The organism is Thermosipho sp. 1070 (genome assembly GCF_001682135.1).
In the GTDB taxonomy this organism is placed as follows: Bacteria; Thermotogota; Thermotogae; order Thermotogales; family Fervidobacteriaceae; genus Thermosipho; species Thermosipho affectus.
Window position 1 is genome coordinate 1,694,355 of sequence record NZ_CP007121.1, and the last position, 16,103, is coordinate 1,710,457.

Genomic DNA, 16,103 nt, shown 5'->3' on the forward strand with positions numbered 1-16,103 from the left:
AAAAATGATAAAGAAATATTATAATCTATATTTCTTCAAGTAAATTATATCACAAAGTATTTTAAAATGAAAAGACTTAAATTTGTGAATTTGTTAAAAAAATCCTAATATTTAACTCTATCTTTAAATAATCTTTTCTATTAAAAATACCCAGACAGGTATAGTAAAAGCAGAAAATAATGTAGTAATTGCAACAGTAAGACTAATGTCGGAAGAGTCGCCAGTTAAAGCATCGATTAGGATAACACTGTTTATAGCAGTTGGCATAGCACTTTCTAATATAAATACCTTTCCTAAGTTTTTTTCCATGTGAAAGATAATCACATAAATTAGTGCAAAAAAAGGATAAATAAATAACCTAATTAGTGTAGTTGATAACAATAATTTGTGGTTTATTTTCTTTATTGTAATTTTTGAAAGGGATAAGCCAACAAATAAAAGTAACACTGGTATAGCTGCATTTTTTAATAATAAAATTGTTTCTAAAATTGGCTTTGGAAAATTTCTATAATTTATACCAAGTAATGACAAGATATATGCAAGTATTATTACATATATGTATGGAAGTTTAAATGTATTTTTTAAACTTATTTTTTTGTCAAGAAACATTGGAACAAATATGGACCCCAAGATCATATTAATCACAGAATATATAACACCATATGATAAGGCTTTTTCACCCCAAACGGATAACAAAATGGGGTATCCTAAATACCCCGTATTTATATAAACACTATTTGTGAATAAAAGTGATTTGTTTTCTTTAAATGGCAAAGATATAAAATAGAATATTATAAATAGTATTATTATACCGCTACCATATGTTTTCAGTTGTGATAGTGATGGTGGATAATCGTTGATAAAAGTGAAAGTTAACGTATTTGCCATTATCCAAAGAGAAATCTTTGATAAGATTTTAATGTCAAACGGAAAAATTTTACCAAAGAGGAAGCCAATTAAAATTATGACAAACGGAGGTAAGATATTAAAAAGTATCATTTTTCATTTCTACTCCATATTATTTCGTTTTTGTACTTTATTTCTTTTATTTCTTCAGGATAATTCAATTTATTTCTTTCCAAAATTTCTAAAATCAAATCTATGGGTAATGATGTTTCTACCCAAATCTCTTCAACTGTTACAGTTTCTATTCCACTATTTGCAAAGTTACTCAAAACTTTAGAAAGTGCTTTTTCATATCTCTCCCAAGTAATATTGTATTCTTTCAACTTTTTATTTTCCATTTTTTTCATCCTCCTTTAATTTTTCATATGCAGTTTTTGCTGCAAGTTTTTCAGATTCTTTTTTTGAAGTTCCTTTTGCTTTTGAAAATATTTTGCCGTTTATTTTTAGTATCGTAAAGAATTTATTTCCCATTACTGTAGTTTCATATACAGGAAGTTGTTTGAATTTTTCTTGGGTTATCTCTTGAAGTTTTGTTTTGTAGTCAAATATTCTTTTACCCGAAAGAAAAATTTCTATATATTCCTTAAATATATCTGAAAATAGATTTTCTATAGTATATAAGTTTTTCTTTGAATCTAAATATACAGCCGCAACTAAAGATTCAATTACATCAGCTAAGATGGATTTTTTCTCAGAACCTCCATTTCTTTTTTCTCCTTTTCCAAGGATTAAAAATTTTCCTATGTTTAATTTTTTTGCAATTTCGTATAAAATGTCTTCACTTGTAACTGCAGATTTTATTTGAGCCATAGTACCTTCTGATAGATTTTCATAATTTTCATACAAAATTGTACAAACTAATAAGTCAATAACAGAATCCCCCAGAAATTCTAATCTTTCATAAGATTCTTTTCTGTGTTCATTTGCGTATGAAGTATGTGTTAAAGCAGTGAACAAGAGTTCTTTATTTCTAAATTCGTACCCAATGATATTTTCGATTTCTCTTGTTCGAAATTTTCCCATTCTTCCACCCCAACTACATGAATAGTTCTAAGCTTATTATTTTTGGATTCTTTCCAGACCACTTTTATAGGTACTGCAAATTCGGGTTGTAGTTTTCCTTTTTCGATCCAATATTTTGAATTTTCCACCCTGTAAATAGATGGGTTGGCTAAAACTTTCAAAATTAATGGTTTGTTTGCAATTATAACTTCATCAATTACGTCAAGTGTCTCTATTTTTTTTCCGATTTCTTCGATGTTGTATACCATGGGTTTAACGTTTATTATGGCTATATTTTTTGAAAGTGGTCCGATAATTTTTACATTTGCAAGTTCTAAATTCTTTGGAACGTTTTCAAGCAAAATTTCATTTGCTAAGTCAACAGCTTTGCCATGGTAATTCATATTTGTCATAATTTTTAATAAATGTTTTAATTTGCATCCTTCTCTTTTAGCGTTTTCTCCAATCCTTTCAAGTTTGAATGAATAATAATTAAGAATTTCTTTTATTTCTTTTTTATTAAGATTACCAAGTGGTGCATAAAGTCCGTTGAATAATTTTAAACCAGTTTTTCCCCAACTATCACTTTGATTAGAACCTGTAACAACTAGTATGTCTTTTGCATAGTTTTTTACCGTATTCATTTTTACTGACTTTGTACACATATTACAGGATGGACCATTTTTCCAAATTTCTTTTTGATATAGGGATTCTAAAAATGTTAACTTTAATCCCATTTTATTTGCCGCTTTTTTAACAATTTGGATGCTTTTTTTGTAAGTAAATGGTCCATAAACAACATTTACCAATTCCACTTTTTCAGGTCCCAAAGCATCTTTACAAAGAAGAGCTGCAACTGTACTGTCAAGTCCTCCGGAAAAAGCTACAATTACTTTGTTATTACCCACAGTTTTTCTAATTTCATCTATTATGTTTTTTATTTTTTTATTTAAAATACTAATCATTTATCCCTCCTTTTTCCAATTCATGAATACTTCTTATTTTTATCCGTTTTTTATTTTTTTCAAGTAGCAAAAAATCAGGAAAAATTTTGATTATTTTGTAACCTGAGATCTTGTCTCCTTTTTTAAACATTAAATTTTTTTTCCATTTGATGTTTAATAGTGGAGAAAATAAAGAGAATAACAGAAAATTCTTGTTGTATTCTTTTATAAATAATTTTAAAAAATCATTTGGGTTGATTTTTTTATTTTTTATGTGATAAATTGAAATCCCATTTTTTGGTACATCATTATTTATGTTTATACCTATACCAATTATAATACATTTTATTTTATTGTTAAATGATATTGCTTCTGTTAGGATTCCAGAAAGTTTTTTGGAATTAACATATATGTCGTTTGGCCATTTGATTTTGGCATTAATATTTAGATTTTTTAGTACATTTAAGATTACTATGGAAGATAATTTTGTATAAAAGTTTGGTTTTTTTAAGTTCCTTTTTACTAATATAGAAAACCAGAGTCCTCCTTCATTTGACACCCAATTTCTTCCGAGTCTACCTCTTCCATTTGTCTGGATTTTTGAAACAACAATAGTTCCATTTTTTAATTTTTTATATGAATTCTTTAGATAGTCATTTGTACTGTTTATTTTTTCAAAATATATAATTTTGTTACATTTTAGCATTTAAATACCTCCAAATTAATTCTTTATAAAATATAGTAGAAAGTAGGAGATATATTATAACTGCTATGAGTATTTGGATTAAAAAATGAAGGTTTTTAAATGGAATAATCCCCAAAGTCATTATAAGGCTATTTAAGAGTATTTTTAAACAATCCTTTATAGGGAATATTTTTATATATAGTATTAAATACATTGCTCCAATAATTCCAGCAATACTTGTAGCAAATGCTACACCTATTGGCCCCCACTTCATTCCAAAAATTAAATCTAAAATTATATTTGAAAAAGAGACTATTAAAGTTGCGTAAAAGGGAATCTTTGTGTTTTTTATTGCATGAAAGCTTCTGGAAAGAGTCGAATAAATACCATAGAAAGGTAAACCCAAGGAGTATGCAATTAAAACCTTTGAAGTTATTGCTGTATCGTAAGCGGAAAATTGTCCGTGTTGATAAAAGAATTTTATTATCTTAAAAGAAAGGTAGATCAATCCAAATGTTGAAGGAATGGTAAGTACTAGTGTTGATTTTAACGCATCATTTACGTAATGTTTAAAAAGGTGTTTTTCATTTGAGATTTTTGAGAGAACTACTGTGGAAACGGAAACTGCAAATAAACCATACGGAAGCATATAAAACCTAGAAGCGTATTGTAAATAAGAAATGCTTCCTTCACTAAAAAAAGAAGAAACATTCATATCAACAACGGTATTTACTTGAGAAATAGTCATTGTAAAAAAGGTAGGAATAAAATATTTAATAAATTCTGGAAAGTATTTTAATGTAAAATAATATTTATGTGAAAAAAATGATTTTATTAAACTTAAAAACATAAGTATACTACCAAAGAGGAAGCCGAATGTCGGTGCAAGTATTCCATATTTTTTTGATAAGAATATTCCAATGATTATAGCAATATTTGATAGACTTGGAGTAAGAGCCGGCCAGAAAAACTTGTCTTTTGTATTTAAAATTGAGTATAATATTGACCAAAGAAAGATAAAGTAAACGGCCGGTGCTGTTATTAGAAGTAGCTTTTTTGATAATTCTTTTGTTTGGATGGAAGCACCTGCACCAAATAAATTTATAAAGGCTGCCGGAAATAGATAAGTAAAAAGAAGTAGCAAAAAAATTATAATAGAAAAACCATTTATTATAGAGGATAAAAACATGTCTTTGTTTTCTTTTTCGCTGTACAATGGTACAAAAGCAGAAGACATTGCGCCCTCACCGAATACTTTTCTTAAGAAAAATGGAAACATTATAGCTATAAAATAAGCATCAAGTTGGTAAGAAACACCAAAGTATTTTGCAAAGAGTATGTCTCTAAATAATCCTAATATTCTTGAAAAAAATGTTGCTGTAGAAAATAAAATACTACTAACGAATATTGACATTTTTTCCTCCTTTTATTTTTTCAATAGATATTATAGCATTAATGACAATTTTAATCTATTTATGGTAAAATAAATCTAGAAATAATAAAAATAGGAGGTGTTTGACGTGGTAGTACTTTATTCGGCACTTGTTATGGGAGTTTTAGGATTGGGATTTGGTCTATTTTTGGCGTTTAGTAATGAAAAATTTAAAGTTGAAGTTGATCCAAGAATTGAGTTAATTACAAAAGTATTACCTGGAATAAATTGTGGGGCGTGTGGATATCCAGGCTGTGAAGGATATGCTTCAGCTATCGTAAAAAAAGGTGATGCAATTGATAAATGTCTTCCTGGAAAGAAATCGGGTGTTCAAGAGAAGATAAAGGAAATACTTGAAAAACAATGAAAAAGAATTTAAAAATAGTAGTTTGGCATTTTTCTGGCTATAGGCTAGACGAAATTGAGAGAAAACTAAGTAAAGATGAAGATGGAGAAAAAAATGATTTGTATTTTAAATTAGAAGATTGGCTTTCAAAGACTGAGAATTTTGTAGTGACCTATTTTGATGAATATTACCCGGAAAATTTAAAAAATGTGTGGAATCCTCCTGTTGTTTTATTTGGAAAAGGAAAAAAGTCTTTGTTATTAAAAAGGAGCTTTTCGATTGTTGGGGCGCGTAAAGCAAGTTCATATGGTAGAAAGGTAACATGTGAATTTTCTAAAAAGTTGAGTAATTATTTTGTGATTGTAAGTGGAATGGCAATGGGAATTGACTCGATAGCCCATAATTGTGCAAAGGAAACAATTGCAATTTTAGGAAGTGGTGTGGATGTTTGTTATCCTGAAAAAAATAGAGGAATATACGAAAGGTTAATTCTAGATGGTTGTGTTATAAGTGAATATTTACCGTGGAAAAGTCCAAGAAAGGAGTATTTTAGAGAGAGGAATAGAATCATTGCAGGTATATCTGAAGGGACTTTGATAGTTGAGGGAAAATTAAAGAGTGGAACAATGATTACTGCAAGGTTTGCATTAGAGTTTGGTAAAGATGTTTTCTGTATACCTGGAAATATATACAATGAAAATGCACAAGGTCCAAATTACTTGATAAAAAATGGCGCATTTTTAGCAACAGGACCAGATGACATACTGGATTATTATATTTTAAGGGGTGTACTGTATGATAATTGTTGAAAAAGTAGATGAAATGAAAAAAATATCGAGAAGTTTAAATGGGAAATCCATAGGTTTTGTTCCAACGATGGGTTATTTACACGAAGGACATCTTTCATTAGTTAGAGCTGCAAAAAAGGAAAATGATGTAGTTGTAGTGAGTATATTTGTAAATCCGACACAATTTGGTCCAAATGAAGATTACGATAATTATCCTAGAAATTTAGAAAGAGATTTGAAACTTTTGGAAAGTGAAAGTGTTGATTATGTGTTTATTCCTACAAATGAAGAAATGTATGAAAAAGACTTTTCAACATATGTTGAAGAAGTTTCTTTATCTAAATTTTTATGTGGCGCAAAAAGACCAGGTCATTTTAGAGGTGTTTGTACGGTAGTTACAAAATTATTCAACATAGTAAGACCTACGCGTGCATACTTTGGTCAAAAAGATGCTCAACAGTTTCGAGTATTAAGGAGAATGGTAAGGGATTTAAATTTTGATGTTGAATTGAAGGAGATGCCAATTGTTAGGGAAAAAGATGGACTTGCCATGTCTTCAAGGAATATCTATTTGACCAAAGAGGAGAGAAAAGAAGCTACAAGGCTTTATAAATCATTGTTAAAAGCTAAAGATCTTGTTAAATCAGGTGTGGTAGATGTAAAAATAATAAGAGATGAGATGAGAAAAATTCTTGAGCATCCACTTTTGAAAATTGATTATATTGAAATAGTTGATGAGGAAAACCTTATGCCAGTTGAAATAATTGACAGAAAAGTTGTCATTGCCATTGCAGTATTTGTTGGAAAAGCAAGATTAATTGATAATATAATCATTGGAGGGTAAATGGATGATTTACAAAGTGATATATGGAAATCCGGATGTAAGTAGCGAAGCGGTTGTAAATGAAAAAAAGGTAAAGTTAGTGGATCAAGAGTATTTAAAAAACGTGATTTTCGATGAATGTCTTTTAAAAAACGAAAAAGAATATTTGATATTAAGAATAAAGTTAAAGGAAAAAAGAGGTTTTTATTTTGGCTTTGGCGATAAAGTTGGGCCTTTAAATAGAAAAGGAAGAAGATATATTTTTTGGAATACGGATGATTTTATTCATCATCCCGGAGCAGAACCTTTGTATAAGAGTTTTCCATTTTTTATTTACATCTCAAAGAACATGAAATTTGGAATATTTACAGATTATCCTGGTTATATGGAGATTGATCTAGATAGTGAAGGTAAAGGGGAAATAGAATTTAAAGTTAGAGGAGAGGGTTTTAATCAATATATTATTTTAGAAGAAAAGGTAAAGAAGATCTTAAAGCAATATCTATATTTAACCGGTAAAAATGTGGCCTTTCCATTTTGGAGTTTGGGATATCAACAAAGTAGATGGAGTTATTCTTCTCAAAGTGAAGTTTTGCAAATTGCAAAGAAATTTAGAGATAAAAACATACCATGTGATGTTATTTGGCTTGATATCGATTATATGGAAGGGTATAAGGTTTTTACTTGGAATAAAGAAAATTTTTCCAATTACAAGTTAATGTTAGAGAAACTTCATAATATGGGGTTTAAAGTTTCGGCAATTTTGGATCCGGGAGTTAAAGTAGAAAAGAATTATGAAGTGTTTGAAGAAGCCAAGGATAGATATTTTTTGAAAGATACTTCAGGGAAAGATTTTGAAGGAGCAGTTTGGCCTGGACGTGTTAGGTTTCCAGATTTTTGTGAAAATAAAGTTAGAAAATGGTGGGCAAGAAAAGTTAATAAGCTTTTGGAAGATGGAATAGATGGATTTTGGAATGATATGAATGAGATTGCAATTTTTGCAAGTGAAAAAGATATAGAAGATGCAAAAGAAAAATTGAAAAATATAAAATTAGAGGATGGAATAAAGGTTGCAAGTGTAATTGGAGAAATTGGAGAGATAAAAAAAAGGGGAAGAGGAGATGAGATAGTACATCTTTCGGAAAAGAAACACTATAAGTTGAAAAATGTTTATGGTTTTAATATGATTCGTGCAACATTTGGAGGTTTTCCAAAGAACAAAAGAAAGTTGATAATTACAAGATCAGCGTATTCGGGAGTCCAAAGATATGGAGGAGTGTGGACTGGGGATAACCATAGTTGGTGGGAGCATATACTTTTAGAAATTCAAAGAATAAACTCTTTGTCGATGGTTGGCGTTTTTAACTCTGGATTTGATGTTGGAGGATTCGGGGGTAATGTTGAACCAGAGTTAATAGTTAGGTTTATGCAGTTAGGAGTCTTTATGCCTTTGTTTAGGAATCATTCAGCTATTGGGACTAGGAGGCAAGAACCTTGGAGTTTTGATACAGAATATGAGGAATTATTAAAAGATGTGATAGTTTATAGGTATAAACTAATCCCCTATTTATACACATCCTATATGTTAGGAATATTAGAAGATATACCACTTATTGCCCCAATTTTTTATCATTTTGAAAACGATGAACAATCTTACCAGGTTTTTGATCAGTTTATGGTTGGAAAAAGATTATTAGTTGCGCCTGTGTATAATCCTGGTGTGACAAAAAGAATGGTTTATTTGCCTAAGAGAGCTTTAAATTTCAACAATAAAATTTTTGTAAGAAAAGGTTGGAATCTTGTGGATGCTCCTTTAAGCAAGATTCCGCATTTTATATTGGATGGTTCTATTGTATTTATGCAAGATGAGGTACAATACTTGAAAAATTCATATAACGATGTATTAACTGCGCATGTAGTAGCTTATAATGATAAAGCTGTTGGATATTTGTATGAAGATGATGGTGAAAGTTATAATTACAAAAAAGGATTATATAACTTATACAAAGTAGTCTACGATAAAGGAAATGTACAGTTTTTAACTAAAAGAAATGGTTTTTTGCATAGGAAACGGAAAATTAAATTTAAAATTTACAGAAAGTTTGGTCTGGATGAGTTTGAGTTAGAATTTTAGGAGGTGTTTTGATGAAAGATTTTAAAGAATGGAGTAAGGAGTTATTTGGAAGAAAATTAACAGTTCAATATGGAAAAGTTGCTAAACAATCTTCAGGTTCAGCATGGGTTCAATTTGGAGATAGTGTGGTATTAGCTACTGCAAATATTTCAGATAGAGTGATAGAAGGAGTTGATTTTGTCCCGTTAACCGTTGAATATCAAGAAAAATTTTACGCCGCCGGAAAAATTCCAGGTGGGTTTATAAAACGGGAGGGTAAACCTTCTGAATCTGCAATTTTATCAGCAAGATTGATTGATCGACCAATAAGGCCGTTGTTTCCAAAATATCTGAGAAATGATGTGCAGTTAATTGTAACTGTACTATCTGTAGATTCTGATACACCACCGGATGTTACTGGTATAATTGCATCTTCGCTAGCTTTGAATTTTTCAAAGATACCGTTCACTGGTATTGTTGCCGGTGTAAGAGTGGGATATGTTGATGGGAAGTTTATTGTTTTTCCGACCGAAGAACAATTAAAAAATAGTAGGTTAGATATTGTAGTTGCGGGAAGTAAAGATGCGATAACAATGGTGGAGGGAGAAGCAAAGGAGATTTCAGAGGAAGAAATGGTGCAAGCATTGCTTGTTGCACATGATGCAATTAAAGAGATAATATCTTTTGAAGAGGAAATTTTGAAAGATATTAGCGTTAAAAAGATGGAAATAGAAGAGCCAAAACCAAAAGAAGAACTAATTCAAAAGTTGGAAAGTTTAATTTTAGAGCAAGAATTAAAGGAAAGATTATTAACCAAAGAAAAATTGGAAAGATCCGAAAGATTAAAAGAGTATAAGGAAGAGGTTATTTCAAAAATTTTTGAAGAATTTGATGTTGATGAAGAGGAAAAAGCAACTCAAGAAATGCTTTTAAAAGAATATTTTGATGAGAAAGCAAAAAGTTTGATGAGGAAAATAATAGTTACGGAAGGATTAAGAGCTGATGGAAGAAGCCCAGAAGATATTAGGCCAATTATTTGTGAAGTGGGGATTTTGCCAAGGACTCATGGTTCGGCACTCTTTACAAGGGGAGAAACTCAAAGTTTGGGAATAGTAACACTTGGTGCTCCAATGGAAGAACAAATTGTTGATACTATAATGGAAGAAGGAACAAAACGTTTTATTTTGCATTATAATTTTCCACCATTTTCCGTTGGAGAAGTAAAACCGTTAAGAGGCCCTGGAAGAAGAGAAATAGGTCATGGCCATTTAGCGGAAAGGGCACTAAAAGCTGTGGCACCGGCTGAAGATGATTTTCCATATGTAATACGTGTAGTTTCTGAAATTTTGGAATCAAATGGTTCTTCTTCAATGGCAACTGTATGTTCTGGTTCTTTGGCGCTCATGGATGCTGGAGTTCCGATAAAAACACATGTTGCAGGGGTTGCAATGGGGTTAATCGTAGAGGATGGAGAAGCAGTTGTTTTAACTGATATTCAAGGTTTAGAAGATCATTGGGGAGATATGGATTTTAAAGTTACGGGTACAAAAGATGGTATTACTGCGTTTCAGATGGATTGTAAAATAGCAGGAGTGGGCGAGGAGTTACTTAAAAAAGCTTTAGAACAGGCAAGAATAGCTAGAATGAAGATTTTGGATATAATGTTTAAAACTATTGAAAAACCAAGAGAATCCCTATCACCTTATGCTCCTTTAATTGCTAATATAGAGATAGATCCGATAAAGGTTGGAGAAATAATAGGTCCTGGCGGTAAAGTAATTAAATCTATTGTTAAAGAATTTGGCGTTGAAATATCCATTGATGATACAACTGGAAAAGTTTCAATTTATGGTAAGGATCAAAAGAAAGTTAATGAAGCCATTGAATATATAAAAACATTAACTAGAGAAATAAAAGTGGGTGATATTTTTGAAGGTAAGGTTACTAGAATTGAACCTTATGGTTTGTTTGTTGAGTTAATGCCTGGAAAAATAGGACTTGCACATTCTAGTAAATTAGGAAGTGATTCAAAGGAATTTAGAAAAAAATACAAGATAGGAGATCAAATAAAAGTAGTAGTTGTTAATATAGACAATAGTGGAAGAATTCAATTGGGAAAAGCAGAATAGAGGGATGGAAAATTATGGAAAAAATGATTTTAAGAAATGGAATTGAACTATATTTTTATCCTGTAGAAGGCGTTAGATCTGCTACTATTGCATTTAACGTTGGAGTGGGATCTGTGTACGAGCCAGAGGAACTATCTGGCATTTCCCATTTTATTGAGCATTTGTCCTTTAGGGGGACAAAGAAATATAATATGAAAGAATTAAAATTAATGGTTGAAGAAGTTGGTGGCATGTTAAATGCGTGGACAGATAAAGAAAACACAGTATATTATGCCAAAGTCCCTTCTTCTACTTTATTTGATGCATTTGATGCGCTAAAGGAAATAGTTTTTTATCCAAATTTTAAGGATGAAGATTTAGAGTTAGAGAGAAGCATAATTTATCAAGAGTATCTTTCTCACAAAGAGGATCCCATGAGTAATTTGTTTGATTTGATGTATCAAAGGGGATTAAGAGGACCGCATTCTAAAACGGTAATCGGCACAGAAGAAACTATTAAAAATATATTGTTAGATGATATTAAGAGATTTCATGAAGAATTTTATACACCGTATAATGTTAAAGTAATAATAGTTGGTTATGTAGATAGAAAGGTATTGGATAGAATAGTTAATGAACTTGAAAAAGTGGACGGAAATTTTATTAGAACCGTGAAACACAAAAGTGATATAAATCATGGGATTTTGGAAGGAAAGGTAATGAAAAATGCAAAACAAGTTCACATATTATACGTAACAAAGGGATTTTCACTTGAAGAGCATGAAAGATATCCAATGATAGTTTTGAATACAATATTAAGTAGTGGTATGAGTTCGTATTTTTTTGAGGAAATAAGGGAAAAAGAAGGATTGGTTTATGATATATTTTCTACGAATCTTTCGCAAAAAAATTGGGGAATTTTTAATATTTATGCGGCTGTGTCTCTAGAAAAAGTTGAAAAGTTTGTAAGAAGAATGTTTGAGGTTATAAGGAATTTTAAATTGACTGATGATATGTTCAATTACGGAAAAAAACGGATGATTGGAAAGTTAGAACTTTCAACTGAGAGTACTTCAACTATTACAAATTTGATAATTGAATATTTAGCGAATGATGTTACTCCTGAACTTCCGATAGATATTATTAAAAGAATTAAGACTATACAAAAAAAGGAAATAGAAGATGTTTTTGAAAAACTTTTCACTCAACGGTGGTCGTTATTTTATGTTTCTCCCAAAAAGTTAAATAATCTAAATTTTAGGGGGGAATTCTTTTGATTATATGGAAAAATATTGAATTAGTTGAACCAGGTGAAATTGTTGGTGAGGATGTTTATGATCCTTCGGGGTTTATAATATTGATAAAGGAAGGTTCTGTATTAAAAGAAGGGGATATATATCTTTTAAAAAACCGTGGAGTTAGTATTCTTCCAATTTATGTAGAAGAAGTACTAACCTCTGAGGATATAGAACCAACAATTGATATGGAATTATATGATAACTTATCTAAAGATTTATCCAATACCTTTGAAGAGGTAAAGAATGGAGAATTAAATGTAAAAAAAGTAGTTAAACACTCAGAGGAAATTATGAAAAAAGTTCTTGAAAAATACAACGAAAAGATTCTTAATTTAATTAGGAAAGATCAAAAACCTTTGGCAAGACATGCTATAAATACCGGTGTAATATCTTCCATTATTGGGATTAGTTTGGGGTTTGATGATGAAACATTGAATAAACTTATAATTTCTGCAATTTTACATGATGTTGCACACGAAAAACCCGTTCGTGATATAATAGAATACTATGATACTCATCCAATAAAAGCAACGGGAATGTTGAGAAAACATTTTAATATGAATGATGATGTTTTGCTTTCAATATTGCATCACCATGAAAGATTTGATGGAAAAGGATATCCGCGAAATTTAAAGGGAACATCCATTCCGGTTTTTGCAAGAATACTTTCAATAGCTGATGCGTACGATACGCTTATTAGTAAAGATTTTCCTGGAAAAGCTTTTTCTCCGTATGAGGCAGTAAAATTTATAATTTCAAATTCTGGAAAAATGTTTGATCCAAATATAGTTTCAAAATTTGTACAATATGTTGGTATATATCCTACTGGAACGGTGGTAGAGTTAAGTAACGGAGAAAGAGGTATTGTAGTGAAAGTTTTATCTGGCCTTATTCCTTTGGTAAAAGCCAATGGTAGGTTACTTGATATAGTAAAGGAGAAGATATATATAAAGAAAGTAATTAATTAGGAGGGAAACCATGAAAAATTTTGATAGATTAACTCCAAAACAAATTGTGAATGAACTAGATAAGTTTATTGTGGGACAAAATGAAGCTAAAAAAGCTGTTGCTATTGCTATAAGAAATAGAATTCGTAGACAAAAATTACCAGATGAATGGAAAAAAGAAATAACTCCTAAAAATATTTTAATGATTGGGCCTACTGGTGTTGGTAAAACAGAAATAGCAAGAAGATTGGCTCAACTTTCTGGTTCCCCATTTTTAAAGGTTGAAGCAACAAGATTTACTGAAGTTGGATATGTTGGAAAAAATGTTGATTCAATGATTAGGGAATTAGTCGAAATAGCTGTAAACATGGTAAAACAAAAGAAAATGAAGGAAGTTGAAGAAAAAGCTAAAAGAAATGTCGAGGAAAGGATTTTAGATGCCATTTTACCAAGTGCAAAAAAAACACAAATCCCATTTGCAAATATTTTTGGGATGCAATTGGAAAAAACTCAAACTGTAGAGGAAAATGTAGATTTTAGAGGTAAAAGGGAAGAGTTAAGAAAAAAGTTGAGAAATGGAGAACTTGATAATAATGAGATCGAAATAGAAATTGAAACTGGAAATTCTCCAATAGGTTTTATAGGTCTTCCTGAAATGGAGGATATTGGAATGGATTTATCAAATGTTTTGGGGAATATTTTTCCAAAACAGAAGAAAAGAAGAAAGATGAAAATTTCTGATGCTAAAAAAGTGCTATTACCAATAGAAGAAGAAAAACTTATTGATATGGATGAGACAGTTCAAGAAGCATTAGAACTTGCTCAAAATAGGGGAATTGTATTTATAGATGAAATGGATAAAATTGCGGTAAAAACATCTGGGGGAGGGCAAGATATTTCAAGACAAGGTGTACAAAGAGATCTTTTGCCAATAGTAGAGGGAACGACTATAACTACAAAATATGGACCTGTTAAAACAGACTTTATATTATTTATAGCCGCAGGAGCTTTCCATGTTTCAAAACCTTCGGATCTTATACCAGAATTGCAAGGAAGGTTTCCAATAAGGGTGGAACTTGAACCATTGACTGAAAATGATTTTGTAAGAATTTTAATTGAACCGGAAAACGCCTTAACTAAACAATATCAAGCGTTGCTTTATACTGAAGGAGTACATTTGGAGTTTACTGAAGATGGTGTAAGAGAAATAGCAAAGGTATCGTATAAATTGAACCAAAAATTGGAAAATATTGGTGCAAGGAGATTGTATACAGTACTTGAAAAGATACTTGAAGACGTTTTATTTGAAGCACCAGACATAGAAGAAAGAATTGTCGTAGACAAAGACTTTGTTAATAAAAAATTGAAGGATATAATAGAAGATGAAGATTTAACTTCGTATATACTATAGGAGGGAGAAAGTGAAGGCATCTGCTAAAAAAAGACTAAAAGAGTCAGTTTTGGCATATTTATTTTTGTTGCCATCGTTAATTGTGTTAGGTATATTTGTTTTTTGGCCTGTAGGTTTTTCGTTTGTTTTAAGTTTTTTTAAGTGGGATTTTAGAAACATGAAAACCCCTTATTTTAGTGGTTTTGATAACTATTTAAAAATTTTTGAGTATAACTATCCTCCAAAATTTTCTTTTTTGGAGGGGTTAGTTTATTCTATTTCATATATTTTTCTTTCTATAATTTTAGTTTTTACGGTTTATGCTTTTGTGAGAATTTGGAAAGATAAGAAGGTTACTATATTTTTTGTTAATATTTTTGCTATTGTATGGGCATTTTTAATATTTTTTAAATTGAATTCCTTTATTTTGTTTTTAGATATAGTTTTAGCTGTAGTTTTATTTTTGAATTTAAAAAACAAAAGTTTGACGAAATTATTTAAAAAATTTGCTTGGATTAATGTTTCGGCTATAATTGTTGTGTATGTTTTGCTTGAAACAAGTAAATTTAATCAAAATGGATTATTTATGTTTTTTATGGATGCAAAGGATAAGAATTTGTTTATGAAAGCTTTAGTTAATACGTTTTATTACGTTATTTTAACAGTTCCTATAACACTTTTGTTATCGTTGATAGTAGCCGTTTTATTAAATTCAAATGTAAGATTTAGAGTGTTTTTTAGAACGAGTTATTTCATTCCTTTTGTTACATCCGTAGTTGCAGTCTCATTGGTTTGGAAGTGGATTTTTAATGACGAGTTTGGACTTTTGAATTACTTTTTATCTTGGTTTAATATAGAAGGAATAAGGTGGTTAAAAGATGAAAAGTGGACAATTCCAACTATTGCGATTGTATCAATCTGGAAGCAGATAGGTTATGATGCAATTATTTTCTTGGCTGGACTTCAAAATATTGATCAATTTTATTACGAGGCAGCAGAGGTTGATGGTGCAAATTCTTGGCAAAAATTTTCAAAAATTACGTGGCCTTTACTTTCACCGACTACGTTTTTCCTATTAATTGTTTCAATGATTGGTGCTTTTAAGGTTTTTGCACAAGTTTATGTTTTATATGACGGGTTACCTGGTCCGTACAATAATAGTGGTATGACAATGGTGTATTATGTATTTGATTTATTTTATAGGCAACAGAGAATGGGAATTGCCAGTGCAGCTGCATATTTATTATTTGCGGTTATATTGATATTTACTGCAATCCAATATAAAGTTGGGAATAAAGTTGTAGAATACGTATCGTGAGGT

General features: G+C 30.3%; 15 protein-coding genes. 9 read left to right on the forward strand and 6 right to left on the reverse strand.

The window, feature by feature from the left end:
• Nucleotides 1-123: 123 nt before the first annotated feature.
• From Y592_RS08660 to murJ, 6 genes are read right to left on the reverse strand one after another with little or no spacing between them, the layout of a single operon-like run.
• Complete coding sequence (locus Y592_RS08660) at nt 124-999, reverse strand: AEC family transporter (protein ID WP_075666577.1); 876 nt, start codon at nt 997-999, stop codon at nt 124-126.
• Nucleotides 996-1,244 (reverse strand): hypothetical protein, encoded by a 249-nt coding sequence (locus Y592_RS08665; protein ID WP_075666578.1) that lies wholly within the window; start codon nt 1,242-1,244, stop codon nt 996-998. Before Y592_RS08665 ends, Y592_RS08660 begins: the two co-directional genes overlap by 4 nt.
• On the reverse strand, nt 1,234-1,929 hold the full coding sequence (rnc, locus tag Y592_RS08670) for a ribonuclease III (RefSeq protein WP_075666579.1): 696 nt from the start codon (nt 1,927-1,929) through the stop codon (nt 1,234-1,236). The genes Y592_RS08665 and rnc overlap by 11 nt, the downstream gene beginning before the upstream one ends.
• Complete coding sequence (locus Y592_RS08675) at nt 1,848-2,873, reverse strand: 7-cyano-7-deazaguanine synthase (protein WP_075666580.1); 1,026 nt, start codon at nt 2,871-2,873, stop codon at nt 1,848-1,850. The genes rnc and Y592_RS08675 overlap by 82 nt, the downstream gene beginning before the upstream one ends.
• On the reverse strand, nt 2,866-3,558 hold the full coding sequence (locus Y592_RS08680) for a biotin--[acetyl-CoA-carboxylase] ligase (protein WP_075666581.1): 693 nt from the start codon (nt 3,556-3,558) through the stop codon (nt 2,866-2,868). The genes Y592_RS08675 and Y592_RS08680 overlap by 8 nt, the downstream gene beginning before the upstream one ends.
• Nucleotides 3,545-4,951: a murein biosynthesis integral membrane protein MurJ gene (gene murJ / locus Y592_RS08685; RefSeq protein ID WP_075666582.1), complete on the reverse strand. Its 1,407-nt coding sequence runs from the start codon at nt 4,949-4,951 to the stop codon at nt 3,545-3,547. Before murJ ends, Y592_RS08680 begins: the two co-directional genes overlap by 14 nt.
• A 106-nt stretch (nt 4,952-5,057) precedes the next feature.
• Here murJ and Y592_RS08690 point away from each other — a divergent pair, with 106 nt between their 5' ends.
• The 9 genes from Y592_RS08690 to Y592_RS08730 are packed head-to-tail and all read left to right on the forward strand — an operon-like array spanning nt 5,058 to nt 16,100.
• Nucleotides 5,058-5,336 carry an RnfABCDGE type electron transport complex subunit B gene (locus tag Y592_RS08690; RefSeq protein WP_075666583.1) on the forward strand — a complete coding sequence of 93 codons (279 nt, stop codon included), beginning with the start codon at nt 5,058-5,060 and terminating at the stop codon, nt 5,334-5,336.
• Nucleotides 5,333-6,124 carry a DNA-processing protein DprA gene (gene dprA / locus Y592_RS08695; protein ID WP_075666584.1) on the forward strand — a complete coding sequence of 264 codons (792 nt, stop codon included), beginning with the start codon at nt 5,333-5,335 and terminating at the stop codon, nt 6,122-6,124. Before Y592_RS08690 ends, dprA begins: the two co-directional genes overlap by 4 nt.
• Nucleotides 6,111-6,947: a pantoate--beta-alanine ligase gene (gene panC, locus Y592_RS08700; RefSeq protein ID WP_075666585.1), complete on the forward strand. Its 837-nt coding sequence runs from the start codon at nt 6,111-6,113 to the stop codon at nt 6,945-6,947. Before dprA ends, panC begins: the two co-directional genes overlap by 14 nt.
• Nucleotides 6,948-6,951: 4 nt before the next feature.
• Complete coding sequence (locus tag Y592_RS08705) at nt 6,952-9,060, forward strand: TIM-barrel domain-containing protein (protein ID WP_075666586.1); 2,109 nt, start codon at nt 6,952-6,954, stop codon at nt 9,058-9,060.
• Between the two features lie 11 nt (nt 9,061-9,071).
• Nucleotides 9,072-11,168, forward strand: a complete 2,097-nt coding sequence (locus tag Y592_RS08710; protein WP_075666587.1) for a polyribonucleotide nucleotidyltransferase — start codon at nt 9,072-9,074, stop codon at nt 11,166-11,168.
• Nucleotides 11,169-11,182: 14 nt separating this feature from the next.
• Nucleotides 11,183-12,424, forward strand: coding sequence for a M16 family metallopeptidase (locus tag Y592_RS08715; protein WP_075666588.1), 1,242 nt, complete (start codon nt 11,183-11,185; stop codon nt 12,422-12,424).
• Nucleotides 12,421-13,413 (forward strand): HD-GYP domain-containing protein, encoded by a 993-nt coding sequence (locus Y592_RS08720; protein ID WP_075666589.1) that lies wholly within the window; start codon nt 12,421-12,423, stop codon nt 13,411-13,413. Before Y592_RS08715 ends, Y592_RS08720 begins: the two co-directional genes overlap by 4 nt.
• A gap of 10 nt (nt 13,414-13,423) precedes the next feature.
• The gene (hslU, locus tag Y592_RS08725; RefSeq protein ID WP_075666590.1) at nt 13,424-14,803 is read left to right on the forward strand and encodes an ATP-dependent protease ATPase subunit HslU; all 1,380 of its coding nucleotides are present in this window, start codon (nt 13,424-13,426) and stop codon (nt 14,801-14,803) included.
• A gap of 10 nt (nt 14,804-14,813) precedes the next feature.
• Nucleotides 14,814-16,100, forward strand: a complete 1,287-nt coding sequence (locus Y592_RS08730) for a carbohydrate ABC transporter permease (protein WP_075666591.1) — start codon at nt 14,814-14,816, stop codon at nt 16,098-16,100.
• Nucleotides 16,101-16,103 lie beyond the last annotated feature (3 nt).